A 25,249-nucleotide genomic window follows, 5' to 3' on the forward strand; every position below is an offset into this window, starting at 1 on the left:
GTCCAGCACATGACTGCCGCACCCGGGCGGACGGTGCGCTCGGCCGGATCGGGCCGAACGCACCACCGCGCGACGTCCAGCGGCAGCGGGCGCCCGCGCTGTGAAGAGCCGCGGAGCCGCCCCGATATGCGGCTTCAACCGGTGGGGTTCGCATCGTCCCGGTCACGCCACAGACGATAGGTCAGGTGGATCCCCGAGAGGCCGAACAGCACCCCGGTGACCGCCAGCCACCGCGACCGGAAGACACCCGGGTCGAGCAGCGTCGCGGCCCGGAACTGCGCGCCGCTGTCCATGGAGATGAGCGGCCAGTAGACGAGGAGCAGCACGAGCGAGACGAACGCGGGGATCCGGATGTGGTTCACGATGGCGATGCGGCGCCGCGAGCGCGGTCGGCCGGCGCGCACCGCCCGGTGCAGGAGCCAGTCCGCGCCGCCGTACAGCGGGACGGCCACGAGGTCGTGGACGAGAGCGGCTCCGACCCCCCACTGGACCACGCCCCACCAGTCGCCGGCCAGCAGTTGGACCATGGCGTAGCCGCACAGGGCGAACGAGGCGAGCAGGGCGACGAGGTGCCACCAGGGTTCGCCGTACAGGACGTGGAAGAGCCGTTTCATGCCCGCTCCGGGAAGTCGGTGGCGCCGAAGGTGAGTCGGCTGACCCATTTGGTGTTCATCACGCCCGGCGCGGCCGGCACGATGACGCGAGCCGGATAGCCGTGGTCGGGTGTGAGCGGGGCGCCGTTGACCCGCAGGGCCAGCAGCGAACGGCTGTCTCGCACTTGGCCCGCGCTGAGCGCCACCGCGCGGAAGGAGCCGGCGAGTTGCACGGACTCGACGAACACCCCCGGCGGATCCGCCTCGTGACCGACCAGCGCGGCGAGGTCCCGCAGCCTCACGCCCTCCCAGTGCTGGTCGTCCGTGGACCAGCCTTCGACGCACGCGATGGGCAGAGCCGAGCGGCGCTGGGCCATCCGTTGCAGGTCGACAAGGCTCAACCGGACGCTGCCGCCGGCCCCGCTGACCGTCAACCGCCAGTCGGGGCCGATGTCCTGGGGCCGGATGTGGGCGGCGGCCACGGCCTTGTTCACGGGGAAGCCCCCGGGCCCGGAGCCCGGGGAACGGCCGTGCGGTGCCAGCAGGGCGGTGCGGCGCAGTGGCCCGCCGATGCTCTGCCCGGCTGTCACCACGAACAACGCGATCGAGCCGAGCCCGACCATCCCGAGCGCGCCACGCCGGGAGATGGTGGGATCCGCGGGGTCCGACGGGACCAGCCCGGAGGCGTCGGGCGGCTCCGGACGTGTCCGGGAGGTCGGGGTCCGCAGTTCGGCTCGCAGGTCGCGGCTGCGCAGCGCCTTCGCCGCGGCGGGCAGTTTGAGTGCCACATGGGCGAGCACGGCGCCGAAGAACACCCACGCGCCGTAGAAGTGAAGGGGGTAGAACGAGCCGGGGAAGATGTAGTCGAGCTGCACGTTGAGGATGCCGGTGGCGAACTCGAACAGCCCGCCGCCGACGAGGAGCAGCAGCGACAGCCGCTCCAGGGCGTGGCCGACCGAGCGCACGGGCGGCAGGGTGAACAGTTTCGGGACCACCGACCAGAGCTTGGCCAGCAGCACGGGGACCAGCACCACCCCGAGGGTGACGTGCACGCCCTGGTTCACCCGGTAGAGCCAGTGCGGGTGCGTGGGCCAGGAGAAGAGGTAGAAGCCGAGCAGGCCCTTGCCGGGGGTCTTGTCGTTCACATGCGACAGGTCCGGGTTGTACGCGGCGTACGACAGCAGGCCGGTGACGAACAGCACCGGGATGCCGACCAGCAGCACGGCGCCGAACACCGACGTGAGCCAGGGGCCGCGCAGCGGGCTGCGCCAGGGACCTGTCCGGTGGGCGAAGGGGGCTTTCATGTGGGCTGACCATAGGCGCGCGAACCGCGCAGGTGACCGGATCCACCCATGACGAAAGTCTGACGTCGTCTGGGCCGCACACAGTTCTTGCAGAAGTGTGACGTCCTGCCGAGCCGCCGTGACCGGGGAGTGGCGCGCGCCTAGGGTGCGGCGGGTGAGCTCCTTCTCCCCGAGTCCGCAGACCCCCGAGGGCACCGTCTCAGCAGCACCCGGACTTTCGGAGGCGCCCATGGACGGGCACGACCGTCCCCGGCCGGACGGCACCTCCCGGCGGCGGGACCTGGTGACCGCCGGCGCGGCCCTGCTGCTGTTCGCCGCGATGGCGGGGATCGGCGCCTGGCTGCAACGTGACAGCTATGTGCTCAGGTCGCCGTTCCCACCGCTGGAGGCGTGGTGGCGACCGCACGCGGGATGGGGCACACCGCTCGCGATGGCGGTCGCCGTCCTCGTCGTCGGGTACGGGCCGGCTGTCGCCGCACGGCTGTCCTGGCGCGCGCTGCCGTGGGCGGCGTGGGCCGCGGCGATGGCGTGGACCTGGTCGCTGGCTCTCGTGGACGGCTGGCAGCGCGGCATCGCGGGGCGGCTCCTGGGGACAGGTGAGTACCTGACGCAACTGCACCGGTTCGACGACCTCGGGTCGGCGCTGCGCACCTACACCGACCACATCCTGATCGACTCCCCGCAGCACTGGACCACGCACATCGCGGGCCACCCGGCCGGTGCGGTGCTGACCTTCGTGGGCCTGGACCGGATCGGGCTCGGCGGCGGCGCCTGGGCCGCGGCGTTCGTGCTCACCACCGGTACGTCGCTGGTCGTCGCGGTGCTGGTGACGCTGCGCCTGCTCACCGGCGAGCAGAGGGCACGGGCGGCCGCGCCGTTCCTCGTCCTGGCGCCGGGAGCGGTGTGGGTGGGGGTGTCGGCCGACGGCTATTTCGCGGCCGTCGCCGCCTGGGGGATGGCGCTGCTCGCCGTCTCCGCCACGCGGACCTCGCCGGCGGGCCGAGCGGCGGCCGGGTTCGGTGCCGGACTGTTGCTCGGCGGCGCCTGCTACCTGTCGTACGGCCTGGTGCTGCTGGTGGTACCGGCGGTCGTGGTGCTGCTGTGTGCCCGCAGTGCGCGCCCGGTGCCGTATGTGCTGGCCGGCGTCGCCGTGGTGGTGGCCGCGTTCACCGCGGTGGGTTTCGACTGGTGGGAGGCGTACGGGCTGCTCAGGACCCGTTACTTCCAGGGTTACGGCGGCGTGCGGCCGTACAGCTACTGGTTCTTCGGCGACCTGGCGACGGTGGTCGCGGCGGCCGGGCTCGCCTCGGTCGCCGGGCTGCGCCGGGTGATGGCGGGTGTCCCCGCCCTCGTCCGCGCGCGGCTGGGCGGCGACCGGCGGTCGATCGCCGCGGTGCTGCTGCCGTGCGGCTTCCTGCTGGCGATCCTCGCCGCCGACCTCTCGGGGATGAGCAAGGCCGAGACCGAACGGATCTGGCTGCCGTTCACCTTGTGGCTGCCCGCGTGCGCCGCCTTCCTGCCGCGGAGGGACCACCGCGGCTGGCTCGCCGCCCAGGCGCTGGTCGCGCTGCTGCTCAATCACCTGCTGCTGACCGGCTGGTGAATGCGTCAGGTCGCGGCACGACGAGGGAACAGGCCGAGCCGTCTACTCCGCCCAGGGGGTGAAGCCGGTGTCGAGGACGGCCGCGAGGGTCGCACGCAGACGAGCGGCGTCCTCGGCGCCGAAGTTCTCCTCGAACCGCGCCTGCACGTCCCTCCACAGCGGCAGTGACTCCTTCAGGCGGGCGAGGCCCTCCGGCGTGATCGCGGCGATCCGTGCCCGGCGATCCGTCGGCGACGGTTCCACGGTCACCAGCCCCTCGCGCGCCAGCGGCTTGAGATTCGAGGCCATCGTCGTGCGGTCCATGGCGATGGCCTCGGCGAGGCCGCCGATGGTCATCTGTCCGTGCGCGCTGAGCTGCTGCAGGATGCTGAACTGCGTCGCGCGAAGCCCGACCGAGGCCAGGGCCTTGTCGTAGGTTGCGCCGAGGTACCTGGCCGCTTTGCGCAGTGCCAGGTTGTTGCACTGATCGGCGGGGTTCGGCGGCATGCTGGTCATGGGCTCCTCCGTGGGTGGCACCCATGATAGGAGCATCTGCTCGCAAAAGCCACGGACCCGGTCGTCGCCGGGCCGGGAGGCGGTTGGTGTCCCGTTCTTGCCGCTTCCACATTAGGAGCATATGCTCGTAATGCAGGGTCGGTGTGCACGTGCTTCCGGCGCGGCGGTCGGTGCGCGACACCAGCCGGCTCACGCACACCCCAGAACTGCACCTGATGTTCATCAAGAAGGAGCCGAACCATGGCTGCCAGTCACCCCGTCCTCATCACCGCCCCGGGCGGGGTGGGGCGCAATGTCCTCGAGAAGCTGCGCTCGCAGAACGTGCCGGTGCGCGTCATGGTCCGCAAGGACGACGACCGTGCGGCACACCTGCGGGCACTCGGCGCGGAAGTCGTCCTCGGCGACCTCACGCGACCCGAGACCGTCGCGGCCGCCCTGCAGGGCAGCCGGAGCATGTACTTCGCCATGCCCGTGTCGCCCGACCACCTCCTCGCGGCGACCGTCGTGGCGAGCGTCGCGCGGGAGTACGGGAAGCTGGACGCCCTCGTCGACATGTCGCAGATGACGGTTTCGCAGATGACCGCCACCAGCGTAGGAGAGTCGCACCAGCAGCGGCTGCACTGGCTGGCCGAGCAGGTGCTGAACTGGTCCGGCCTACCGGTCGTCCACATCAGGCCGACGTCGTTCCTGGACAACCCGCTCTTCACCACGCTCCCGGCGCAGACGATCCGCAGGAACAACACGATCGTGCTGCCGTTCGGAGCCGGGCGCACCTCGCCGATCGCCGTGGACGACGTCGCCAGGGTGGTCGCGACCGTGCTGCGCGACCCCGCCCCCCACATCGGTCACGTCTACGAGTTGACCGGGCCGCGAACGGTCGACATGACGGAGCTGGCCGACGCCTTCTCCAAGGCGCTGGGGCGGCCGATCTCCTACGTGGACGTGCCGTTGGACCAGTGGCGCGAAGAAGTGCTGTCCCGGGTCGGCCTGCCCCCGCACATCGAGCAGCACATCGTCACCATGTGCCGCCTCCACCGGCAGAACCGCTACGACCGGATCTCCGGCGATGTCGAGCGCCTGACCGGCGTCCCCGCCCGGACGATCGAAGAGTTCGTGGCGGCACGCAGGGATTTCTACCTGGGCTGACGAGGACCGTTCCGGGCGGCTCGCCGCTCGCGGGTCCGGCGCCATCGACGCTCCGCTGCTTTCGGCGGGCATGCGCCGGTGCGACGAGTCGTCCGCCCGGACCTTCCCCAGATCGCTGTGGTGGAGAGACGCCACCGGGGCGCACCCTGAAGCAGGGGGTGCGCCCCGGCGGCATGTCGGCGTCGGTGCGGCGCGGTGCGGCGTGGTGGTTGTTCGTGCCGCGTTCCTGCGCCGGCGCCGCCCGAAGACCGCAAGGGGCTGACCGCCATGCCGGCGGGCGATGGCGGTCAGCCTCCTGGGTGAGTGGCGAGGGTCAGCGGCCGGGGGCGCGCTGGGTGACCTCCTGGAGCACCCAGCCGTTGCCGTCCGGGTCGCTGAAGGTGGCGTAGGAGCCGTAGGAGGCGCGCGTGGGGTGGGGGCCCGCCACCCGGCTCTGGCCTTCGCCGGTGTGAGTGACCTCTCCCGCGCTGTGGCCGTGGTAGAAGATGCCTCCGGCGTCGTGGAAGACCTCGCTCACCTCGATACCGCGGCCGGTGAGCTCGGCGCGGGCCTCCTCGATGTCGGCGACGACGAGGTACAGGCCCTGGGCCGAGCCGGGCGCGGCGGAGGTGAGCCCCGTGCCGAAGATGATCGACGCCTCGGAACCGGGCGGGGTGAGGTGCACCGCGCGCCAGCCGTCCCCGACGGCGCGGTCGAGGTCCAGCCGGAAGCCCGCGGCCTGATAGAAGGCCTTGGCCCGATCGACGTCGGAAACGGGCAGGACGATGAGTTCGAGTTTCAGGTTCATGTGGGGGTTATTCCTTCTCGGTATCAGTGAATCTCGCAGCCTGTGCGCCACGGCTTCACAGGAGGGGCGCAGTCGGTGGAGTGGGTCCGCCTTCGGTCGCGACGGTCGGCGTTGCTGCCAGGGCAGGTGCCGCCTGGGCGAACCGCGGAAACGCGGACGACGGGGCTGCTCGGGCGTTGAGAGTCGCACCGGCAACACTTAGGAGCATATGCGCGTAATCGGTCTGCGGCAAGGAGGGGCTCGCCGCTGCCGTGGGCGGGTGGGATGGGGTGGCGGTCGCCGCCGGGCGGTGGGGTGGCGGTCGCCGGCGGAAGGTTCGCGTCGGGCCCGTGCGGTGTTGTGTCACCCTCCACAACGAGCGGGCGTGGGCGGCAAGCTCTGGTACCTTCGTTTTACGAGCATGTGCTCATAAATCGTCGGCGACATCGCGACTCGACGCGCGTCTTCCCAGTGGCATTCGCGGAAGAGCACCCCCGAACCGTCGCGCGCCCCCGCCTGTCCCGCGCCGATCGCGCGTGCGCGATCTTGTCCCGTCGCAAAGCAAGGAGACCGACCCATGCCGCCCGTCATCTTGTCCCGGCAGGCGCGGTCGGGGTGCGGGCCGCCTGACAACTTACGGAGAAACGCATGAGCAACACAGTGCCCGAGAAGCAACGCGTCGACTTGGGTGAGCAGCACCCCTCCAACTACAGGGCACTTCTCGACTTGTCGTCAGCGGTGGAAGAGACCGCCACCGCGGAGGGTCTCGACCCACTCTTGGCCGGGCTCTTGAAGATCCGCATGTCCCGGATCAATGGCTGTGCGTCCTGCCTGCGCACGCACACCCGCGACGCGCTCGAGAAGGGTGAGAACCCGGACCGGATCGCAGTGCTGCCCGCGTGGGAGGAAACCGGCTACTTCTCGGAGACCGACCGTGCGGCCCTGCGACTGACCGAGGCGATCACCCGAGTATCGGATGGGCACGTGAGCGACGCGGACTACGACGCGGCCGCAGCCGTGCTCTCCGCGGCTCAGGTCTCGGCCGTCGCTTGGCCGGCCACGCTGATGAACGCCTTCAACCGCGTCGCGATCACAAGTCGTTACCACGTCGGTCGCCCGTAGGAGCACGGCAAGCCGAGCGGTGCACCGCTGAAGGAACGGCAGGCACGGCCCAGCGGTGCGAACGCGGGCCCGAGCGCGACCGGCGCGACACACACCCATGCCCGCCAGGCAGAGATCAAGGAAACGGAGTAGCCAGATGCTCAAAACCATCAAAACCACCAAGACCGGCAAGGCGCGCTACCTGAGCGCGGCTGCGGGAGCAGCGGTGGTCCTCGCCGGAGCCGCGGCGCTGGCGCCGTCGGCGAATGCGTCGGACGTGCCCGCCGGGAAACACGGTGGGGGGACTTTCGAACTGGTCGGCAAACAGACGTCGGCCGGAGAAGTCGATCTGGGGGAGCCGGGAGTCAGTGTGGGTGACCAGCGGGTTGTGCACGAGGATCTCTACCGGGACGGCAAGAAGGTGGGTGATCACAGCACGGTCTGCACCTTCACCCGGGTCGGTCCGGCCGCTCTCCAGTGCCTGGGCACCTTCGCGCTCCCCGAGGGGCAGTTCGCCGCGCAGGCGCTGCTGCACCTGCCCGCCCCGGCGTCGGTGGACGTCGCCGTCACGGGCGGGTCGGGTGAGTACCGCACCGCCCGGGGTTTCGTCCGCACCGTCCCCGCGGGTGAGGCCGAGCGCCACTTCACCGTCCACCTTCAGCGCTGATCACCTCTGGGCGGACCGTGCCGGCAGACGAACCCGTCGGCACGGTACCGACCGGAGCATCGGCATCACCCCTCAACATCCCTCCGAGCTCGGGCAGTCGGTGAGTCCACGCCGTGTCCAGTGCCTGGGCCGGGTGCACCGCACCCAGGCCTGACACATCGTCACTCGACGGATGACGAACATGCCTTCCCGAGGTCGAGGATGCTCCGGCGGCACGCGCTCTGACGCAGGTCACCCCTGCCAGACGTCGGCCACCGAAGGTGCCAGTGCACGGGCCTGGGCGTGGCCCGCGCGGGCGGCGGCCGGCCGACGGGTGTCGTCCGCCATGTTGCGGCCCATCTCGTGACGTGCGGCACGGTCCGGGGTCAGCAGGACGACACGCGCTCCCTCGTCGGACAGTTCCGCGGCCTGCTGTGAGGCGCTCGGATGCGGGCCGACCGCCTGGGGGATCGGCACGATGGCCAGTACCCGGCCGTAGCCGCGGGCGAGCTGGAGGTTGGCGGTCGAACGGCTGCCTCCATCCATCCAGCGCCGGCCCGCCGCGGTGACCGGCGGCCAGACCACGGGGACGGCGCAGCTCGCCGCGACCGCTTCGAGGAGCGTCACCTCGGAGTGTGAGTCGAACACCTCGAGCCGTCCGGTCCGTGCGTCGACGGCCGTGATCCGCAGCTCGCGCTCGGGCCAGTCGCGTACGTCACCCAGGAGCCCACCGACCGTGTCGAAGACGTCCGACTCCGGGCCGGTCCGGGCGCGGAGTGCTGCCCGGGCGAGGCGTTCGACGGACCGCTGGGGGTCGCGGGAGCCGAGCGCCGCCCAGAGGAACCTGGCCGTCTGACGCAACGTCACCGGCAGCCGCGCGGCGTCCGCTCCGGAGAGCTGACGCTCGTACAGGTCCGCGGCCGCGACGCCGGAGCGGAGCCGGGACCCGAAGACGGCACCGGCGGAGGTGCCGATCACGACGTCGGCGCGGCCGAGATCCAGCCCGGCCTCGGTGAGCCCGGCGAGCACCCCGGTCGACCAGGCTCCGCCCACCGGTCCGCCGCCGCCGAGCACGAGCGCGGTGTCGCGCATGCTTCCCCTCCCCATGGAAAACCGCGGCCGGCCCGCCCGCCGCACAGGAAACGGGGACCATTCCCCGATTCCTCGCCCGACGATAACATCCGTACCGGGGAACACTCCCCGGTACGGGACGGGAAGAGGGAGACCTGATGGGCGACCGTTCGCCGGTGGGGCGCCGCGATGCGCTGCGCAACCGGAAGCTGCTGGTGGACACGGCCCGCGAGGTCTTCGCCGAACAAGGTATAAACGCCCCGCTCGACGTGATCGCCCGGCGGGCGGGCGTGGGCAACGCCACCCTCTACCGCCACTTCCCGACCCGTGCCGCGCTCGTCGACGAGGTGTTCCGGGACGCGCTCACCGACACCGCGGCGGCGGGCGAACGGGCGCGCACCGCCGAGGACGCATGGGCGGGACTGACGCAGTACCTGCGAACGGTGTTCGCGGGCCTGGCCGCGGACCGCGGCACCAACGACCTCATGACCACGAACCTGGAAGGTGCCGCCTCCCTGGAGGCGATCCACGCCCACAACCGCGAAACCATCGACGCACTGATCCGGCGCGGAAAGGAACAGGGCACCGTGCGCCCGGACCTCACCACCGAGGACCTGCTCTTCACCCTGGCAGCACTGGGCCGGGCCGTTCCGGCCCTCACCCCGGTCGGCCAGGACGCCTGGGTCCGCCCGCTCGCCCTGGTCCTCGACGGCCTCCGCGCGAACCCGGCCGCGCCCCCGCTGCCCGCACCGGCCCTCACGCCCGGCCAGTTCGGCGAAGTGCTGCGCGACCTGGGCCCGCACAAGCGACGTTGAGCGGCCCCTGCCGGCGGGGGCCGGGAACGACCCCCGTGTCGCTCAGGTGGTGGGAGTGGAGGAGGGGGAGCCGGTCCTCGTCTCCGTCTCGGCACTGACGATCATGCGGTCCGGCACGTGAGCGGTGTCCCGACGGGCCGCGAGCCAGTACAGAGCGGCCGGTACGACCAGGCCGACGATCCAGGAGATGTCCGTACCGCCGAGCGGCGCCACCAGTGGACCAGTGTAGAAGCCGGTGGCCAGGAACGGCAGTTGAGCCAGAAGGCCCGCGCCGTAGACGGTGAGTGCCTTGACGCGCCAGGCGCCGTAGCGGCCGTGCGGGTCGCTCAGGGCCGGCAGATCGTAGCGCTCCTTGGCGATCAGGTAGTAGTCCACCAGGTTGATCGCCGACCAGGGGGTGAACGCGGTGAGCAGGAAGAGCAGGAAGTCCTTGAAGGAGGACAGGAAGCTGTCCTTGCCGAGCAGGGCCACCGCCGTTCCCGCGACCATGATCCCCGCGATGTAGGCGGCGCGGCCGCGTGTGGACAGCACGCGCTGCCCGCGGAAGCCGCTGATGCCGGTGACCACCGACATGAAACCGCCGTAGGTGTTGAGCACGTTCACCGTCAGCTTGCCCAGGGCGATGACGAAATACAGGAAGGAGGCCGCGAGGCCGGCGCCGCCCAGACCGACGACGTAGCCGACCTGGTTGTCGACGAAGGCACTGCCGGCCGCGGCCGCCGCGAGCGCGCCGAACGTCATGGACCACTGGGATCCGAGGGCCGAGCCGCCGAGGGTCCACCAGAAGGTGGCGCGAGGCGAGGTGGTGCGGGGCAGATAACGCGAGTAGTCGGCGACGTACGGGCCGAAAGCGAGTTGCCAGGAGGCGGAGAGGGAGACGGCCAGGAGGAACAGCGGCAGGTGGAAGGAGCGGTCGGCGAGGAGGGCCGTCAGGTCGGCGTGCTGCAGGAGCCGGATGCCGAGGTAGACGAAGGCGAGTGCGCACACGATGCTGGCCACCCGCCCCAGGGTGTGGATGAGCCGGTAGCCGACGAGCGTGGTGGCCGCGGTCACGAGGGCGAAGATCACGATGCCCGTGGTGTCGCCGAGGTGGGTGAGTTCGCCGACCGCCTGCCCGGCCAGCACACTCCCGCTGGCGAAGAAGCCGACGTACATGACGACGACCAGGGCCAGCGGGACGATGGCTCCGCGGACGCCGAACTGGGCCCGGCTGGAGATCATCTGCGGAAGGCCGAGGCGGGGTCCCTGGGCCGAGTGCAGGGCCATCACGGCGCCGCCGAGCAGGTTGCCCAGGAGCAGACCGATGATCGACCAGAAGGCGTCCGCGCCGAAGACGACGGCGAGTGCGCCGGTGACGACCGCGGTGATCTGGAGGTTGGCGCCGAGCCAGAGAGTGAACTGACTGAACGCGTTGCCGTGTCGCTCGGCATCTGGGACGACATCGATCGAGCGTTGTTCGACCACGCCACTCATAGGTGTGCCCTCTCCCGCGGATCCGGTGCGCATAGATCCATTCAGGGTGAGGTCAAGTGAATGGTCAATACCCTGACGTCAACTATCCGCTGTCGAATCGACTGGCGCAGGCGGCGGGACGGGTGCGGGGCACAGGCTGCGCCGTTGTGAGGTCGTGGGCCGGGCGAGACCCGCGGGCCGGCTGCGGTCGCCCGGGATCCATCGACGGCGGCCGGCGCCTCAGGAGCGGGTGGCGGTCACGCAGCCGTTGCCCGTGGACGTCGTGCCGTCGCTCCTGCCGATCGGCTTGCTGCGGTCGTACGGATCGATCCGGTGGGAAGCGTCGGTGTGCCGGTCGTCGTCGGTGCCGAAGGGCGGCACGAAGTAACCGGTGGGTCCGGAGCACCCGCCGTTGGTCATGTCGAGCGCGTACGAGACGAGAGACATGGTGTTCGCCCTGGTGACGATCTTGGCCGGGTCGTGCCAGCTCATCACCACCTTGCGCCGCACTATCGTACGGATCACCTCGGCGTCGCGGTTGCTGCCGCCGGCCGCCGGGGTGACCGGGTACACGAAGGTGACGTCCGCGGTCACCTCGACCGTCCCCCTCTTCCCCTCCCGGTAGGTGAGCCGGCCGCGGGTCTTGACGACGTCACCGACCAGCCGGGCCTGCTCCGGGCGGAAGCGGCTGAACAGCAGCAACGGATCGGTCTCAGGGGTGGGCGCCTTCGACGACAGGGCGGTGCGGAGGTACGCCTGGACATCCTTCTGGTACGGATTCAGCAGCGCGATGGCCTTCGTGGGCCGCTCACCGCGCAGCACGCGGGAGTCCAGCCCCGCGGCCACCATGAAATCCCTGCTCCGCCGCAGCGCGCGCGCCACCTGGGCGCTGTCCATCCAACCGGTCGCCTTGGCCTTCGGCACCGTGATGCCGGCCGCTCCGTTCGCCCAGTGGGCGGCGGGCGACCCCCGGAAGGGCTCGGCAAGGGTGGGGCGCAGAGCCGGCTCCGCCCCCGGCGCCTCCTGCGGGCGCTCCGTCTCCGGGGCCGACTGCGCTCCGGAGTGCCCGCCGTCGCCGCCGAACCAGCTGACGACCTGCTGCGGGAACAGCGCCACGACCGCGAGCGCCACGGCCGCGAACAGCCCGGTCACGTACCAGCCCGCCCCGCGCCGACGCCGGGCCGGTGGGTACGTGCGCCAGCCCTCGGGCTGTCCCGGGCGCTCCCGCAGCCGCCGCGCCACCTCGCGGGCACGCGCGGACGGCTCCACGGGGGCATCGGCCGCGCCCGTCATCGATTCACGGAGGAACCGCTCCCACTCCTCGTCGGGTACGGACGACCCGTCCTGCCCCCCGGCCTCGCGCACACCGCACCCCTGTTCACTGCTCGATACCCCGACGGCCTGCTGCTGCGGCCGACTGCTCGCTGTGCGCCCGGCCCTCCCTGCCGGCCAGCATGATCGCACGAGGGACAGGCCACCCGCAGATGCGCTCGGTGAAGAGTCGGTTCAGCGCCGTTCGACGCGCCGTCGACGGCGAACCTGCCGACGGGGCACGCGACGGCACGGTGTGCGACGCCCACGCGGACTCACTGCTCGCGGTCGCATGGTTCCGGGCCGGAGCCGACGCGGACCCTCGCCGTCCGATGCGTCTGGTGCGGCGACACCACGGACTGTGCGAGCGGCTGCCTGGTCAGCAGCAGGACTCCGTAGAGAATCAGCGCGACACCCAGCACCTCGGGCACCACCCACCAGCCGCCGCGCACCCGCTCCGCGTACAGGGTCACGCCCAGGGACAGGCTCACCAGCGCGTCCCCGAGGGTCAGGGCCGGCTGCGAGGCGGTGATGGGGCCCGACTGCACGGCATTCTCCAGCAGGAACAGCGCACACACGCCCGCCAGGGCGAAGCCGTAGGTCTGCCAGGCCAGGAAGAACCCTCCGGCGCCGCCGACCTGCCAGGCGTACGTGGCGTCCTTGATCAGCGCCGCGGTGAGGGCGTAGCCGATGGCGGACGCCGCCCCGAAGCATGCGGCGCGCACGCCGCCCGCCGGCCGTCGCAGTGCGACGGCCACGAGGACGACCACGGCGACGACGCAGCAGATCAGGGCCAGCATCCACGGGCCCAGAGCCGCCTGTTCCGTCCCTGGTGCCGGCGCTGCCGCGGCGAGGCCCACGCCGAGCCCCCCGACGATGCACACCACGCCCGCCCAGCAGCGCCGGGACAGCCGATTGCCCAGGATCACGCCGCCGATCAGCAGGGCGAAGGGCAGTTCCAGCACGAAGAGCGGCTGTACGACCGACAGGGCGCCCAGCGACAGGGCCACCGCCTGGAAGACGGCCGCCCCCACCACGGCCGCCATGCCGCCGAGCCAGGCCGGGCGGTGCAACAGCTCGAGGGCCAGTCGCAGTCGCAGATGCTCCGAGACGGGTACGGCTCTTGCCGCATGTCGCTGCAACACCGTCGCCAGCGCGTTGCTCGCGGCTGCCAGCAACGCGAACAGGATCGAGAGACCGCTGTGCACCGAACGCCTCCCTCGCGGTCCCATCGGAGCGCCGCCGCCGTACGGATGGTGCCTTCTCCGCTGGTCGGCGGCATCGCGCTCCGCGCTCGCCGTCGCACGGCCGTCACAGGTGCTGAGCGAGCGCATGGACGTACCTGACGTGTCCCTCCTGCCTCCATCATGCTGCCGGTCGGGTCACCGGGCGCGGGGAGAGGGGCGCGGGCGGCGGGGGAGGGGACGCACCGGAGCCCGCCCGACTGCCGCACGCCCAGGCCGACCCGCCGGCTCTCCGTCCGCAGGACCGTAGCCGCCGCGCGAACGAGAACAGGACGGTAGCCGCGCCTCGAACGAGAACAGGACGGTAGCCGCGCCTCGAACGAGAATCTGAGCCATGTCCCGTGAACCAGACTCTTACACAGGCCAGACGGAATGCGGTGGCGCGGCGCGTTCCCCGCTGCGGGCCTTCCTGCACACCGAGACCGGCAGCGCGGCCATCCTGGTCGCCGCCGCGCTCGCCGCGCTCGCCTGGGCCAACGCGGCACCCTCCGGATACACGTCGTTCTGGGACACCCACCTGTCCGTCCGCTTCGGAACGTACGGGGTCTCGCTCGGACTGCGCGACTGGGTCAACAGCGGCCTGATGACGTTCTTCTTCTTCGTCGTGGGTCTGGAGGCCCGCCGGGAGTTCGACATGGGGGAACTACGCGAGCGCAAGCGGCTCGCGCTGCCCCTCGCGGCGGGCCTCTGCGGCATGATCGTGCCCATCGTCGTGTATCTGGTGATCAACTCCGGCCACGGCAGTGAGCAGGGCTGGGGTGCGGCCATGTCCACCGACACTGCGTTCGCCCTGGGCGCGCTGGCCGTCGTGGGCCGCGGCATGCCGCCGGGCCTGCGGGTGTTCATCCTCTTGCTGACCGTGGTCGACGACTTCATCGCCCTCGGCGTCATCACCTTCGCCTACAGCGATCGCATCACCGTGCCCGCACTCGTCGTCGCCGTCGCCGCTCTCGCACTCGTCCTGCTTGTCCGGCGGCTCGGCGTGCGCCACGGCGGCGTGTACGCGCTGCTGGGCGTCGTCGCCTGGGTCGCCCTGCTGGAGTCGGGTGTGGAGCCGGTCGTGATCGGTCTCGCGCTGGGGCTGCTCACCTACGCATACCCCGCCTCGCGCGCCGACCTGGAACACGCGAGCGGCCTGTTCCGGCTCTTCCGGGAGCAGCCCACCCCGGAACTGGAGCGGCACGTCCACGCCGGCATCGCCTCGGCCATCTCCCCCAACGACCGCCTGCAACGGATCTACCACCCCTGGACCAGCTACGTGGTGGTCCCGCTGTTCGCCCTGGCCAACGCGGGCATCGAGATCAGCGGAGGCCAACTGGCACGGGCCTTCACCTCGCCCGTCACCCTGGGCATCCTCGTCGGCTACGTCCTGGGCAAGCCGCTGGGCATCGTCGGGGCCTGCGCACTCGCCACGCTCGTCTCCCGCGGGCGGCTGCGCCTTCCGGTCGGCTGGGGAGCGGTCACCGCCGGCGGCGTCCTGTGCGGGATCGGGTTCACCGTCTCCCTGCTCATCGCGACGCTGGCCTTCCACGGTGCACGCCTGGACGAGGCCAAGATCGGCATCCTGGCCACGCTGGTCTGCTCCTTCCTGGCAGGCCGGCTCGTCACCGCGGCGATCAGCCTTCTGCCGCCGCGCCTGCGGCTGCGGGCACTGCTCGGCAGGGCGGAGACGATCGTCGACCTGGCGGTGCCCGTCGATCCCGACCGCGATCACATCCGAGGGCCGCACCAGGCGCCCGTGACGGTCGTGGAGTACGGCGACTACGAATGTCCCTACTGCGGGCAGGCCGAGGCCGTCGTTCGCGAGCTCCTCGCCGACTTCGGAGACGTACGTTACGTATGGCGGCACCTCCCCCTCACCGATGTGCACATCCACGCCCAACTCGCTGCCGAGGCCTCCGAGGCAGCCGCACGGCAGGGCCGCTTCTGGGACATGCACGATCTGTTGCTCAGCCATCAAGGCGCCCTCCGCATCGAAGACCTGCGCGCCTACGCGGCCGCCATCGGCCTGGACGCGGAGCGCTTCGACCGAGACATGCGCGCCCACTCCGGCGCCGCCTGGATCGCCGCGAACGTCGATTCGGCCGACCTGAGCAGCGTGGCCGGAACCCCCACCTTCTTCATCAACGGTCGCAGGCACCACGGCGCCTACGACCTCGCCAGCCTCACCGGCGCGGTACGCGCCGCCCGCGAACGCGCCTCCGTCACCACGTGAGGACCACGGCAGACGTGTATGACGGAGCACGGACGTGTATGAAGAGGCCATGACCGGTGACTGGAGGACGGACCGGATCGGGGCCGCTCTGCGGCACGAGAACCCGACCGTGCTGCGGAGGCTAGCCTCGGGGTTTGCGGCGATCGGCGACGTCCAGTTCCTGCCGGGCTACTCGGTTCTCCTGGTGGATGAACCGGAGGTGCAGCGGCTGTCCGACCTGCCGAGGGCCAAGCGGTTGTCGTTCCTGTCCGACATGGACCGACTCGGCGAAGCGGTCGAACGGGCCTGCCGGCGGCTGGACCCTGATTTCCGCCGGGTCAATCTGGAGATACTGGGGAACACCGATCCGTTTCTGCATGCCCACGTCTGGCCGCGGTTCGAGTGGGAGCCGGCCGAGCTGGTGGGCAAGCCGGTGTGGCTGTATCCGCGGGAACGGTGGAGCGACCACCGGTTCAGACTCGGGCCGCGGCACAACGTGCTGCGGGAGGCGATCGGCGGCGAACTGGACCGACTGTGTGCGACGGCCTGACGCCGGCCCGCCGGCCGTGAGGTCGGCGCGTGAGCTTCCTGGAGCCCAAGCGTTCTGCCCGTGGCACAGACAGTCGCGGTTGCGACGGCGTGGGCGGCGGGATCGCCGCACGCGGCCGATCGTCGCCCTCGTGCAGGGTCCGTCCGCAGAGCCCCTCGACCTGGCGCCCTGCGGCCGGACACCTGACGGCAGTCGGATGCCAGAGCCTCCGGGCGGCGTCCCGCGCGGGTGGGGCGTCCCGTCGGCTCCCGCGCGCACAGGTACGCCTGGACGTGGGGTCACTGCACGGGGGCGGAACGCCGCATCACGCCTCCTGCCCCGCACGCCGTTCGATCTCGGCGACCAGCCGCGCGGTGGCCGGCGTGGCGATGCCGTGGGCGGCTCCGGCGCGCAGGACGGCTCCGCCGATGGCGTCGAGTTCGAGTGGCCGGCCGGACTCGTCGTCGCGCTGCATGGAGGACTTCATCGTCTCGGGGAGGCGGTCGAAGAAGGAGAGCAAGTCCTCGGCGGCCACCGGCGCGTCGGCGGCACGGGCCACGGCCGCGATCTCGTCGAGGACGGTCAGCAGTTCCGGACGGTGCCGGCTGCGGACGGCACCGACGTCGGCCTGGTGCCGGGTGGTGAGCAGGGCGAACGCGGCGAGGAAGGCGAGCTTGTCCCAGAGCATCGCGCTCTCGTCCTCCCGTACGGTCACGTCCAGTCCGGCCTTGCGCAGCTGCTCCGCGAGCTCCTCCGGCGCACCGGCGAGCTGAAGGTCCGCGAACGGGCTGGTGTGGGCGATGCGGCCGGGCGAGGTACGGGTGGCCTCGACTCGTATGGTGCCCGCGACGACCCGGCCCGAGGGGAAGCGCTCGCGCAGCAGGACGACGTGGTCCAGGCCGTTGAGCAGCGGGACCACGGCCGCCGTGCCGGCCATCTCGGCCGGGACGCGGTCGAGCGCCTCGGTGAGCGTGGTCTGCTTGACCGCGACGAAGACCGCGTCCACCGGCTCGCGCAGCTCGGTGTCGGCTTCCACGGCCGTGGTGAACGTCCCGTACTGGTCGCTGTCCACGTGCAGTCCGTCCCGGCGCAGCACGGCGACGGTCCGTTCGCCGGCCAGGCAGATGACGCGGTGTCCCGCGCGGGCGAGCAGCGCCCCGATCAGGCCGCCGACGCCGCCCGGGCCGAGAACGGCTACTGTCAGCTTGGTTGTGCTCACGTGTGCTCCTGTCCTGAGAGGCCGGAAACCGGTCGGGCCCGAGGCGGGTCCGTACCCGCCCCGGTCGGGATCGCGGCCGAAAGCCGGCAGGCGGTTGCCGCCCTGGTCCGACAATGATGATCAAACCTGGCAGCGATGCAAGTCAATGCATCCGGGCTCGCGGCATCGACCCGCGCTCACCCGGCGCGGAAGAAGGCATGCCACCGGCCTGGAAGCCTACCGATGGACGGTCGGGCCGGTCACCCCGTGGATGTCCGAGCTCATGCCATGATCCCGCACCATGAGTGCCCGCCCGCCTTCCCCGCCTGGCCGGCCTCGTGGGTGAGCGGGGCCTCAGCGACCCGCTCCGGGGTTCCTCGCCCCGGGGCGGTCATCCGTGGAGCCAGACCCGGAGCGGCCCGACCGGCTCGAAGCCGTGGCGGACGGCAACCGCCAGGTCATCGCCGTGTTCGTAGCCGACCACCGGCACAGTGGGGAACAACCGGTGCACCGCCTCCAGCACGCCCGGCCAGGCAGCGTCAGGGCCGCCGTCCGGCGCGAAGACGTTGGAGATCCCCACCACCTGGTCGCTGCGGCTCGCCACCGCGCCGGCGACGACCCGGCCGCTGGGGGACCGTCCGGCGAGCACGAAGGTGGCCGGGTCGTCGAGCAGTTCGGGCCGGAAGAGATCCGCGGTGCCGTTCCCCTCGTCCCAGGCCAGCGCCCAGGCGCGCAAGGTGTCCGGGTCGCGCGCCACGTCCCAGGCGCGAACCGGTGCGACTGCGGGCGCGCTCGCCGGGCGGTGGATCCACTGCGCCTCGAACAGGACGTGGCATCCGGCCTCGCTCAGGTCGAGGTCGGCGAAGCTGTCCTTGACGGAGGCGCCCGGTGTGGTGGTGTCGATCCGCGCCGTCAGCGCGGCCGGGTCGGCCCCCGGCGTGAGCGTCACCGCGTCGGGGTAGTACAGGGGCGTGCGGACCGGGGCGGTCCAGGCCTGCGGACCGAACTCGCCCGCCAGACCGTGCGATCGGCTCATCGCCGCGCACCATTCGGCGTTGTTGCGGGCGGCGGCCCGGACCATGAGCTGCTTCGATGTCGTCACGAACGCGCATCATGGCCCGTCCGGGGCCCGTGGGCGAACGCATTTCCACGCATGCCCGCGGCAGGGCTGCCTCGCTCGAGTCCGCGTCGAGCTGACGTCGGCGGCTTAGGCGCCCCCAAGTCCGGCGGCTTCGATGTGGATGATTCACGAGTTCCACCGAGGCGGGCAAGCCTGCGGACAGGGCACGTCGCCGGCGCGGCGGGCGGCATCCCGCACGCGGACGGGCATCGAGTCTCATGCGCGTCGGACGACCAGCACGGCCACGTCGTCGAGGTGGTCCACCGCGGACACCGCGTCGAGTATGCGGTCCGCGGTCGCCTCGACGTCGAGCCGGTCCTGGAGGGCTCGACCCGCCAGAGCTCCGGCTCGCTCCAGTCCGGCGTCCAGGGGCAGGCCCGGCCCTTCGACCACACCGTCGGTGAGCATGACCAGCGCGGTGCCCGTTTCCAGAACGAAGGTCTCCTCGGGGTACTCGGCGTCAGCCACGATGCCCAGGACCGGCCCGGCGGGAACGGTGCGGACGGTGTGGCTGCCGTCGTCGCGTGCGTGGAGCAGCGGCACATGACCTGCGCTGGTGGCGATGACCTTCCCGTCACTCGGATCGAGATGCAGCATGGTGCAGCTCGCGAAGCGTGGCGCGTCCATCGAGACGAGCAACTCGTTGGTACGCGTCAGCACCGTGCCCGGATCAGGTTCGTGGGCGGCGATCGCGCGCATGGACGAGCGCACCTGCCCCATGAAAACCGCGGCGTCCACGTCGTGCCCTTGAGCGTCGCCGATCTCCAGTGCGACCGCACCGTCGGGCAGGAGGAACGCGTCGTACCAGTCTCCGCCGATGTCCAGCCCGTCCCGGCCGGGCTGATAGCGGGCAGCGATCTCCAGTCCTGGGAGGTGGTCCGGCAGCGTCGGCAGCATGCTCTGCTGGAGCGCCGTGGACAGCTCGACGTGGGCTTGCTGCAACCTGATGCGCCTCAGTGCCTGGCCGGCCAGATCGGCGAGAGCCGTCTGGAAGGCGAGCCGTTCGGAGGACGGGAGGTGGTCACCGTCGTACGTCACCACCCAGCCCCCGAGCGGGCGGTCGCCCGCCGGGCTGAGGGGGGTGATCGACAGGCTGGTGCCGGAGCCGGGGCCCGCCAGGGCCAGGCGGTCGACATGCGGCCAACGGCGCACCAACTCCTCGTGATTGTGGAAGAACTGTGCCTGACCGGTACGGATCACCCAGGGCAACGGCCGGTCCTCGTCCAGCGACAGGCCGTGCAGAACGTCAGCCTCCCGGGAGGGGATCCCGGCATCCGTGGAGACCTGCAGACGTCCCTCCTCGACGACGGCCAGGAGCGCGCCGCAGCCTCCGACGGCCGCGGCGAGCCGGGACAGGACAACCTGTCGCAGTTCCTGCTCGGTGGTGGCGGTGAACAGGGCGGAGGAGAACGCGGTGATTCCGTCGGCGCGTTCCCGCTCCGCGCTCACCTCGGCCAGCATCGCCTCACGGTGTGCCTCCGTCTGGGTGTCGTCGCGGATCACCGTGAAGATGCGTTCGGGGCCGCCGAATCCCAGTTGGATCCGGCGGGTCTGGCCGGCGAAGACGCGCCAGCCGTCGTGCTCGGTGAGGAACCGCGACTTGACCCACGGGGACTGGGCGGTGGACGAGCTCACAAGCCGCTGCACCCCGCTCCGGTCCTCAGGGTGCACCCGCCTGATCATCTCGGACAGGGGCACCGATGCCTGCGGGAAGAGGGAGGCCAGGGCGGGTGCGCCACCCAGTGACTCCAGTTCGTGCTCGTCGGGAGAGCACACCCAGAGGCCGAGGCCGGCATCCTTCGCCGCGAGCTGGAACGGGATCAGCAGCGACCCGAGGTCGTGTCGCGCGTCCAGCGAATGCAGCCACACGAACTCCTCGCCGCTCGAGTGGTCCGTCACCATTCGCGCCTCGACGAGGCAGACCACAGCCGCGGTGCCCGTGCCCGGGAATTCCAGCACACGCATGGCGAGCATCTTCGTCGTGGTCCCGTGTGCCAGCAGGCTCTCGGCCGAGCTGCGCTGATCCTCGGCGAGCAGATCGACGAAGGCCTGGCCCCCGCACTGCTCCGGCGGTCTGCCCAGTGCCGCGGCCATCGCGGCGTTGAGGCAGCGGATGACACCGTCCGGAGTCAGCAGAGCCGACGGTGTAGCCCTCTGAAGGAGTTCGTGCGAGGCGTCCACGTGCCGCTCCCAGACCATCGTCGAGCGATATGACCGTGTCGTCCTCCCACAACAGTAGTTGCCGCACGGCAGGTCGCTCTCTGTGCCGCCCGTTGACGCGAACATCCACCCTGCCAAGACCTTGCTTGCCGGCCGCTGGCGCGACGGGCGGGGTGCGGCGTGTGCGTCAGCCGCCGTGCTTGCCGGTCTCTTCCGGGTACGGCCGGGCGGCGGCGCGGCCGGCCGTGAGCATGAAGAGGCCGGGGCGGATGCGCTTACGGTGCCACCGGGTCTTCGCCAGGAGGGCCGAGCCGCAGATCACGATGGCGAGGCCGGTGAGCATGCCGTACAGAAGGGGCCCGGGGCGTGTGATGCCGGAGGTGATGAGCAGGCCGGTGGCAGCGGCCGGGGGATGGTGCGCGCAGAGCAGGGTGAGGATCAACAGCGTCACCCCGACGGCGAGTGCCTGTGCACCGAGCTGCGGCAGGGTGTCGTGGTGCCGTTCCAGTGCCGAGGGCTGGTCCCACAGCCCGAATATCGCGAGGCAGGCCAGTCCGCAGGCGGTTGCCGACGCATGCGCCAGCACCGCATCTCTCACTCGGGGGCCTGTTCTGTCGGGGTGCGCCAGCAGGAGGCATGCCGTCGGCCCCAAGGTGGTCGTCAGCAGGATCCAGCCGATGCCGTGGCCGATGAGGCCAGTGGCCATGAGCAGTGCCGCGGAGAGGAACAGCAGCCGACCGCCCGCGGACAGCCGTGTCCTGAACGGCGGCATACCCGGGGTGGCGCTCTGGTCGTGCCGGGATTCCTCCGGATCGGAGCGAGTGACGGAGGAGCGCAAACGCATGACACCCACAATGACAAAGCCGAACCTTCCACACAAAGCGGCCAGCGAGGGTGGTCGGCCTGGCCGATGGTGTGTGGCGGCGGCCTCGTGCTCGACGGGCTCCACCGGCATGCCGGCGGAGCCCGTCGAGCACGTACGGCGTTTTCCCACGCGGGACCGGTCCGGTGTCAGGTGGAACCGCTCGCGTCCTCCGGCCTGATGCGTCCGCGCCATTCCCCGGACTCCGCGCCCCGCTCCTCGATGTAGTGCTTGAAGCGCTTCATGTCGCCCTTGACACGCCGGTCGATGGTGCCGAGCAAGTCCGCGGCCTTCTCGACGGCTCCCCTCGGCTCGACGTCCATCACGAGTTCCACCCGGGTGTGATTGTCGTCCAGGCGCTGGAAGCGGACCGTTCCCTTCTGCCCCACGTCACCGCTGGTCGTGCGCCACGTGACGCGCTCGTCGGGAAGCTGGTCGATGATCTCGGTCTCGAACTCCCGCTTCACGCCGCCGATCTTGGTGGTCCAGTGGTTGTGGCGGTCGTCCAGCTGGGTGATCTCCTCGACGCCCTCCATGAAGTTCGGGAAATCCTCGAACTGCGTCCACTGGTTGTAGGCGGTGTGCACCGGGACGTCCACTTCCACCGTTTCCTTGACCGTGCTCATCAGTGCCTCCGTTGCTTCACTCGACTGCTGCGTCCGGGTACCCGGGGAGCGTCCGGATAGACGAACCGGCTCCGGCGGAACCTCGGACGGCGATCGCGACGCCCCCGCCGACCGTGCGGCGATGCTCCGCGCAGAAGAGGGCCCGGCACCGCGAGCGCGGTGCCGGGCCGGGGAGTGCGACGAGGCGGGGTCTCAGCCCTGTCGGGCCTTGAACCGCGGGTTCTTCTTGTTGATCACGAAGGTCACGCCCCGCCGGCGCACCAGTTGGGCGCCGGGCATGTTCTTCAACGAGCGCAGTGACTTGCGCACCTTCATTGCCGTCTCCTCTCAGGAGGTCGCAGGGGAGTCTGCCGAGGGGCCGCCGTCGGTGGCGCACCGGATCGGCGGTGGCACGGCACCGCAGCACCGATCGACGTGCTTCGTTCGGCCCCCGCGGTCGAGAACGCGCGAGGTGCCGGTGCGGAACGGGCGGCTGGAAGCCCGCCGGGCCGCCGCGGCGGACGGCCGGACGGGCTTCCTCGCTGGGGGCCTGAGCCGTGGCGCGGCTCAGGCGGAGGTCAGCGTGCTTCGCGGAAGAGGACGTGCTCGCGGACCATGGGGTCGTACTTGCGCAGGACCAGCCGGTCGGGATCGTTCAGACGGTTCTTGCGGGTCACGTAGGTGACGCCGGTGCCTGCGGTCGACGTCAGCTTGACGACGGGGCGCAATGTGCTGCGTGCCATGAAGTGTGCTCCTTTCGCCGCCATGCGAGTCGAGTGACTCGAACATGCCAGCCGCTCGCTTCAACAAGGGGGCCCGGCACCGCATTCCCGCCCAGCGACGCTCGCTCGGCTGCCGCCTCGTCCGGTCCCTCGACGGCGGCTGGTGGCGCACCGCGCCGGGCACTCGGTGCGACTCACGCATCGAGTACGGCGGCGACGGCCTCGATCTCGACGAGCTGGCCCTGGTAGCCGAGGACGGTGACGCCCATCAAGGTGCTGGGCACGTCGTGGTCGGCGAACGAGTCCCGGACCACCTGCCAGGCGGCCACCAAGTCCTCCCGCCGGGTCGATGCCACGAGCACCCTGGTGCTGATGACGTCCTGGAGCGACGCGCCGGCGGCAGCGAGAGCGGTCCGCATGTTCTCGACGGCCTTCGACGCCTGGCCGGCGTAGTCTCCGATCGCTGCCGTGGAACCGTCGTCGTTCAGCGGGCACGCCCCCGCGAGGAAGATCAGACGTGACTCGGCGGGGGCGGTCGCCGCATACGCGTACTCGGCGACGTCGGACAGCGAATCGGAGCGGATCAGAGTGATGGCGCGAGCCACGGTCGTCGGGTCCTTTCCCAGCGGGAGTCGAATGCGGACATCCTGCCAACGGAGCGTGGCCGCCACTTCCCCTTTTTTGCGGCAGCGTGCGCCGGCGTCGACCGCTCCGGACGGCTGCCGGCCAAGGGCCTCCGGCCCGACGACGGACCGCATCTCACATCGGTCCAGCCGTCGAGGTCAGTCGCCGACGGGGTACCGACTGGTGATCGCGACGCGGTTGAAGGCGTTCATCACGGTGGCCAGCCAGGCGACTGCCGAGATCTGGTCCGCGGTGAGTACGGCCGCGGCGGCGTCGAAGTCCTCGTCGCTGACATGCCCGTCCGGCACGCGTGTGACGGCCTCGGTCAGGCGGAGGGCGGCGCGGTCCGTCTCGGAGAAGTAGCCGGTCTCCGCCCAGGCGGGGAGCACGGCGATCCGGTCGGGGTTCTCGCCTTTCTTGAGGGCGTCGCGGGTGTGCATGCGCAGGCAGAACGAGCAGCCGTTGATCTGCGAGGTGCGGATCCTCAGCAGCTCGATCAGGAGCGGGTCGAGACCCGCGGCGACGGCGGCCTCTTCCACTTGCGTCGACAGCGTGATGAGGGTCTTGTAGGCGGCCGGGTGCTGCTTGCCGATGTTGACGCGCTGTATGTCGGTCATGGTTCCTTCGATTCCGTTCGCGTGTTGCATCGCGCCGGGCGGCGCGTGTCGTCGGGACCGGCGGGGGCGGGGGTGCGTGCAGTGTGTTCCCGCCCGCCGCGCGTCCCCGGCTATGACTTCGGGTCGTCGATCTTGAGCTTGTCCCCGGTGTTGGAGACGAAGACGACCAGGAGCTTGGCCGGCTCGGTACTGCTGGGATTCTCGGTGAGGACGTGGTGGGCGCCCGGCAGCTCGACCCAGTTCTCGCCCTGCTGGTACGTGGTCACGGGCTTGTCGTCGAGCCGGCTGCGCACCGTGCCTTCGAGGACGTACGCGTAGACGAACGCCTGGCCGTGGCGGTGCGGCAGCGCGCGTGAGCCGGGTGGGAAGTCGACGATCTCCGAGGTGAACGTCTTGCCCTTCACATTCGGAAGGGCCTGCTGGAGCAGAAGCTTGACGGTCTCGTCGGTGCTTGGCGACGCCATGGCCGCGGGCGATGCCGCGGCGGCGGTCGTCGCCTTGGCCGGGGCGGGCTGGTCCGAGGTCGCGCAGGCCGTGGCCGTGGTCAGCGCGGCGACGGCCAGCAAGCCACCGGCGATTCGCATTCCGATCATGATGGTCTCCCTTCAGTCTTCCGCGATGCGGATGATCGTCTTGCCTGGGGTGCGGTTCTCGGGGTCGAACGCGGCGGGTGCCTCCGCGAGTGGCCGCACATCGCCGAAGGGCGGCTTGAGCCGGCCGTCCCTCAGCCGCATGGCGAGATCGGCGAGGCGGGCGCGGTCGGGTTCGACGACGAAGAAGACCGCCCGCCCGTCCTTGGGCTGGACCTTGGGCGGCATGGCGATGGTGACGAGCGTGCCGCCGGCGCGGACCAGGGCGGCCGAGCGGTCGAGGATGTCGCCGCCGATCACGTCGAGCACGAGGTCGACGTCGCCGGCGTCCTCCAGCCTGTCGCTCTGCAGGTCGATGAAGGTGTCGACGCCGAGGGCGAGTGCCGTGTCCCGCCCGGAGGCCCGGCCGGTGCCGATGACGCGGGCGCCGGCCTCGCGGGCGAGCTGTACGGCGATCGAGCCGACACCGCCCGCGGCACCA

The 25,249-nt window shown here is 71.1% G+C and carries 26 protein-coding genes; 7 read left to right on the plus strand and 19 right to left on the minus strand.

What is annotated here, in order from left to right; all coding sequences use genetic code 11:
* Nucleotides 1–134 precede the first annotated feature (134 nt).
* Together ACWDUZ_RS33240 and ACWDUZ_RS33245 are read right to left on the minus strand one after the other, a co-directional pair.
* Entirely contained in the window at nt 135–614 is a 480-nt protein-coding gene (locus ACWDUZ_RS33240; protein WP_451635528.1) for a hypothetical protein, read from the minus strand.
* Nucleotides 611–1,897 carry a molybdopterin-dependent oxidoreductase gene (locus tag ACWDUZ_RS33245; protein ID WP_451635529.1) on the minus strand — a complete coding sequence of 429 codons (1,287 nt, stop codon included), beginning with the start codon at nt 1,895–1,897 and terminating at the stop codon, nt 611–613. Before ACWDUZ_RS33245 ends, ACWDUZ_RS33240 begins: the two co-directional genes overlap by 4 nt.
* A gap of 229 nt (nt 1,898–2,126) precedes the next feature.
* On the opposite strand from ACWDUZ_RS33245, the gene ACWDUZ_RS33250 reads away from it, so the two are divergent.
* On the plus strand, nt 2,127–3,500 hold the full coding sequence (locus tag ACWDUZ_RS33250; RefSeq protein ID WP_451635530.1) for a hypothetical protein: 1,374 nt from the start codon (nt 2,127–2,129) through the stop codon (nt 3,498–3,500).
* A 42-nt stretch (nt 3,501–3,542) separates the two neighbouring features.
* Here the strand turns inward: ACWDUZ_RS33250 and ACWDUZ_RS33255 are convergent, their stop codons facing one another.
* Nucleotides 3,543–3,995 (minus strand): MarR family winged helix-turn-helix transcriptional regulator, encoded by a 453-nt coding sequence (locus ACWDUZ_RS33255; RefSeq protein WP_451635531.1) that lies wholly within the window; start codon nt 3,993–3,995, stop codon nt 3,543–3,545.
* Nucleotides 3,996–4,235: 240 nt separating this feature from the next.
* On the opposite strand from ACWDUZ_RS33255, the gene ACWDUZ_RS33260 reads away from it, so the two are divergent.
* Nucleotides 4,236–5,141 (plus strand): NmrA family NAD(P)-binding protein, encoded by a 906-nt coding sequence (locus ACWDUZ_RS33260; protein WP_451635532.1) that lies wholly within the window; start codon nt 4,236–4,238, stop codon nt 5,139–5,141.
* A 313-nt stretch (nt 5,142–5,454) separates the two neighbouring features.
* On the opposite strand, the gene ACWDUZ_RS33265 is transcribed toward ACWDUZ_RS33260, so the two are convergent.
* Nucleotides 5,455–5,928, minus strand: coding sequence for a VOC family protein (locus ACWDUZ_RS33265; RefSeq protein ID WP_451635533.1), 474 nt, complete (start codon nt 5,926–5,928; stop codon nt 5,455–5,457).
* A gap of 627 nt (nt 5,929–6,555) precedes the next feature.
* Between ACWDUZ_RS33265 and ACWDUZ_RS33270 the strand changes: the two genes are divergently transcribed.
* Together ACWDUZ_RS33270 and ACWDUZ_RS33275 are read left to right on the plus strand one after the other, a co-directional pair.
* Nucleotides 6,556–7,029: a carboxymuconolactone decarboxylase family protein gene (locus ACWDUZ_RS33270; protein ID WP_451635534.1), complete on the plus strand. Its 474-nt coding sequence runs from the start codon at nt 6,556–6,558 to the stop codon at nt 7,027–7,029.
* 136 nt (nt 7,030–7,165) lie between these two features.
* Nucleotides 7,166–7,675 (plus strand): allene oxide cyclase barrel-like domain-containing protein, encoded by a 510-nt coding sequence (locus tag ACWDUZ_RS33275; RefSeq protein WP_451635535.1) that lies wholly within the window; start codon nt 7,166–7,168, stop codon nt 7,673–7,675.
* Between the two features lie 231 nt (nt 7,676–7,906).
* On the opposite strand, the gene ACWDUZ_RS33280 is transcribed toward ACWDUZ_RS33275, so the two are convergent.
* Nucleotides 7,907–8,746: a patatin-like phospholipase family protein gene (locus tag ACWDUZ_RS33280; RefSeq protein WP_451635536.1), complete on the minus strand. Its 840-nt coding sequence runs from the start codon at nt 8,744–8,746 to the stop codon at nt 7,907–7,909.
* A gap of 137 nt (nt 8,747–8,883) precedes the next feature.
* Here ACWDUZ_RS33280 and ACWDUZ_RS33285 point away from each other — a divergent pair, with 137 nt between their 5' ends.
* The gene (locus ACWDUZ_RS33285) at nt 8,884–9,540 is read left to right on the plus strand and encodes a TetR/AcrR family transcriptional regulator (protein ID WP_451635537.1); all 657 of its coding nucleotides are present in this window, start codon (nt 8,884–8,886) and stop codon (nt 9,538–9,540) included.
* A 42-nt stretch (nt 9,541–9,582) separates the two neighbouring features.
* On the opposite strand, the gene ACWDUZ_RS33290 is transcribed toward ACWDUZ_RS33285, so the two are convergent.
* From ACWDUZ_RS33290 to ACWDUZ_RS33300, 3 genes are all read right to left on the minus strand, one after another.
* A complete protein-coding gene (locus ACWDUZ_RS33290) occupies nt 9,583–11,013 on the minus strand; it encodes a purine-cytosine permease family protein (RefSeq protein WP_451635538.1) in 1,431 nt (476 codons plus the stop codon).
* Between the two features lie 219 nt (nt 11,014–11,232).
* Nucleotides 11,233–12,285 carry a hypothetical protein gene (locus ACWDUZ_RS33295; protein WP_451635554.1) on the minus strand — a complete coding sequence of 351 codons (1,053 nt, stop codon included), beginning with the start codon at nt 12,283–12,285 and terminating at the stop codon, nt 11,233–11,235.
* A gap of 293 nt (nt 12,286–12,578) precedes the next feature.
* Nucleotides 12,579–13,535, minus strand: coding sequence for a DMT family transporter (locus tag ACWDUZ_RS33300; protein ID WP_451635555.1), 957 nt, complete (start codon nt 13,533–13,535; stop codon nt 12,579–12,581).
* A 346-nt stretch (nt 13,536–13,881) separates the two neighbouring features.
* On the opposite strand from ACWDUZ_RS33300, the gene nhaA reads away from it, so the two are divergent.
* Together nhaA and ACWDUZ_RS33310 are read left to right on the plus strand one after the other, a co-directional pair.
* Entirely contained in the window at nt 13,882–15,762 is a 1,881-nt protein-coding gene (gene nhaA / locus ACWDUZ_RS33305) for a Na+/H+ antiporter NhaA (RefSeq protein WP_451635539.1), read from the plus strand.
* A 49-nt stretch (nt 15,763–15,811) separates the two neighbouring features.
* Nucleotides 15,812–16,291 (plus strand): HIT family protein, encoded by a 480-nt coding sequence (locus ACWDUZ_RS33310; protein ID WP_451635540.1) that lies wholly within the window; start codon nt 15,812–15,814, stop codon nt 16,289–16,291.
* A 304-nt stretch (nt 16,292–16,595) separates the two neighbouring features.
* Here ACWDUZ_RS33310 and ACWDUZ_RS33315 read toward each other — a convergent pair whose 3' ends face one another.
* From ACWDUZ_RS33315 to ACWDUZ_RS33365, 11 genes are all read right to left on the minus strand, one after another.
* Entirely contained in the window at nt 16,596–17,489 is an 894-nt protein-coding gene (locus ACWDUZ_RS33315; protein ID WP_451635541.1) for a ketopantoate reductase family protein, read from the minus strand.
* 370 nt (nt 17,490–17,859) lie between these two features.
* The gene (locus ACWDUZ_RS33320; protein WP_451635542.1) at nt 17,860–18,570 is read right to left on the minus strand and encodes a hypothetical protein; all 711 of its coding nucleotides are present in this window, start codon (nt 18,568–18,570) and stop codon (nt 17,860–17,862) included.
* Between the two features lie 234 nt (nt 18,571–18,804).
* Nucleotides 18,805–20,787 carry a SpoIIE family protein phosphatase gene (locus ACWDUZ_RS33325; protein WP_451635543.1) on the minus strand — a complete coding sequence of 661 codons (1,983 nt, stop codon included), beginning with the start codon at nt 20,785–20,787 and terminating at the stop codon, nt 18,805–18,807.
* Nucleotides 20,788–20,935: 148 nt separating this feature from the next.
* A complete protein-coding gene (locus ACWDUZ_RS33330; RefSeq protein ID WP_451635544.1) occupies nt 20,936–21,592 on the minus strand; it encodes an HPP family protein in 657 nt (218 codons plus the stop codon).
* A gap of 167 nt (nt 21,593–21,759) precedes the next feature.
* Nucleotides 21,760–22,236, minus strand: coding sequence for an SRPBCC family protein (locus ACWDUZ_RS33335; RefSeq protein ID WP_451635545.1), 477 nt, complete (start codon nt 22,234–22,236; stop codon nt 21,760–21,762).
* A 192-nt stretch (nt 22,237–22,428) separates the two neighbouring features.
* Nucleotides 22,429–22,551, minus strand: a complete 123-nt coding sequence (gene ykgO / locus ACWDUZ_RS33340; protein ID WP_451635546.1) for a type B 50S ribosomal protein L36 — start codon at nt 22,549–22,551, stop codon at nt 22,429–22,431.
* Nucleotides 22,552–22,793: 242 nt separating this feature from the next.
* Nucleotides 22,794–22,958 (minus strand): 50S ribosomal protein L33, encoded by a 165-nt coding sequence (rpmG, locus tag ACWDUZ_RS33345; RefSeq protein ID WP_451635547.1) that lies wholly within the window; start codon nt 22,956–22,958, stop codon nt 22,794–22,796.
* A 173-nt stretch (nt 22,959–23,131) separates the two neighbouring features.
* Nucleotides 23,132–23,542, minus strand: coding sequence for a RidA family protein (locus ACWDUZ_RS33350; RefSeq protein WP_451635548.1), 411 nt, complete (start codon nt 23,540–23,542; stop codon nt 23,132–23,134).
* Between the two features lie 177 nt (nt 23,543–23,719).
* On the minus strand, nt 23,720–24,178 hold the full coding sequence (locus ACWDUZ_RS33355) for a carboxymuconolactone decarboxylase family protein (RefSeq protein ID WP_451635549.1): 459 nt from the start codon (nt 24,176–24,178) through the stop codon (nt 23,720–23,722).
* A 110-nt stretch (nt 24,179–24,288) separates the two neighbouring features.
* The gene (locus tag ACWDUZ_RS33360) at nt 24,289–24,771 is read right to left on the minus strand and encodes a cupin domain-containing protein (RefSeq protein WP_451635550.1); all 483 of its coding nucleotides are present in this window, start codon (nt 24,769–24,771) and stop codon (nt 24,289–24,291) included.
* Between the two features lie 12 nt (nt 24,772–24,783).
* Nucleotides 24,784–25,249: zinc-binding dehydrogenase (locus tag ACWDUZ_RS33365; RefSeq protein ID WP_451635551.1), on the minus strand; the 466-nt coding region annotated here is incomplete at its 5' end.

The sequence above is a fragment of the Streptomyces sp. NPDC003393 genome (genome assembly GCF_053589015.1).

Bases quoted from the DNA above. Each gene is read 5' to 3' on its own strand.
- ACWDUZ_RS33285 (WP_451635537.1), top strand. From the start codon at position 8,884: ATGGGCGACCGTTCGCCGGTGGGGCGCCGCGATGCGCTGCGCAACCGG.
- ACWDUZ_RS33360 (WP_451635550.1), bottom strand. From the start codon at position 24,771: ATGATCGGAATGCGAATCGCCGGTGGCTTGCTGGCCGTCGCCGCGCTG.
- ACWDUZ_RS33270 (WP_451635534.1), top strand. From the start codon at position 6,556: ATGAGCAACACAGTGCCCGAGAAGCAACGCGTCGACTTGGGTGAGCAG.
- ACWDUZ_RS33300 (WP_451635555.1), bottom strand. From the start codon at position 13,535: ATGGGACCGCGAGGGAGGCGTTCGGTGCACAGCGGTCTCTCGATCCTG.
- ACWDUZ_RS33260 (WP_451635532.1), top strand. From the start codon at position 4,236: ATGGCTGCCAGTCACCCCGTCCTCATCACCGCCCCGGGCGGGGTGGGG.
- ACWDUZ_RS33295 (WP_451635554.1), bottom strand. From the start codon at position 12,285: ATGACGGGCGCGGCCGATGCCCCCGTGGAGCCGTCCGCGCGTGCCCGC.
- ACWDUZ_RS33280 (WP_451635536.1), bottom strand. From the start codon at position 8,746: ATGCGCGACACCGCGCTCGTGCTCGGCGGCGGCGGACCGGTGGGCGGA.
- ACWDUZ_RS33245 (WP_451635529.1), bottom strand. From the start codon at position 1,897: ATGAAAGCCCCCTTCGCCCACCGGACAGGTCCCTGGCGCAGCCCGCTG.
- ACWDUZ_RS33335 (WP_451635545.1), bottom strand. From the start codon at position 22,236: ATGAGCACGGTCAAGGAAACGGTGGAAGTGGACGTCCCGGTGCACACC.
- ACWDUZ_RS33325 (WP_451635543.1), bottom strand. From the start codon at position 20,787: ATGGTCTGGGAGCGGCACGTGGACGCCTCGCACGAACTCCTTCAGAGG.
- ACWDUZ_RS33330 (WP_451635544.1), bottom strand. From the start codon at position 21,592: ATGCGTTTGCGCTCCTCCGTCACTCGCTCCGATCCGGAGGAATCCCGG.
- ACWDUZ_RS33310 (WP_451635540.1), top strand. From the start codon at position 15,812: ATGACCGGTGACTGGAGGACGGACCGGATCGGGGCCGCTCTGCGGCAC.
- ACWDUZ_RS33265 (WP_451635533.1), bottom strand. From the start codon at position 5,928: ATGAACCTGAAACTCGAACTCATCGTCCTGCCCGTTTCCGACGTCGAT.
- ACWDUZ_RS33275 (WP_451635535.1), top strand. From the start codon at position 7,166: ATGCTCAAAACCATCAAAACCACCAAGACCGGCAAGGCGCGCTACCTG.
- ykgO (WP_451635546.1), bottom strand. From the start codon at position 22,551: ATGAAGGTGCGCAAGTCACTGCGCTCGTTGAAGAACATGCCCGGCGCC.
- ACWDUZ_RS33255 (WP_451635531.1), bottom strand. From the start codon at position 3,995: ATGACCAGCATGCCGCCGAACCCCGCCGATCAGTGCAACAACCTGGCA.
- ACWDUZ_RS33240 (WP_451635528.1), bottom strand. From the start codon at position 614: ATGAAACGGCTCTTCCACGTCCTGTACGGCGAACCCTGGTGGCACCTC.
- ACWDUZ_RS33290 (WP_451635538.1), bottom strand. From the start codon at position 11,013: ATGAGTGGCGTGGTCGAACAACGCTCGATCGATGTCGTCCCAGATGCC.
- nhaA (WP_451635539.1), top strand. From the start codon at position 13,882: ATGTCCCGTGAACCAGACTCTTACACAGGCCAGACGGAATGCGGTGGC.
- ACWDUZ_RS33250 (WP_451635530.1), top strand. From the start codon at position 2,127: ATGGACGGGCACGACCGTCCCCGGCCGGACGGCACCTCCCGGCGGCGG.
- rpmG (WP_451635547.1), bottom strand. From the start codon at position 22,958: ATGGCACGCAGCACATTGCGCCCCGTCGTCAAGCTGACGTCGACCGCA.
- ACWDUZ_RS33355 (WP_451635549.1), bottom strand. From the start codon at position 24,178: ATGACCGACATACAGCGCGTCAACATCGGCAAGCAGCACCCGGCCGCC.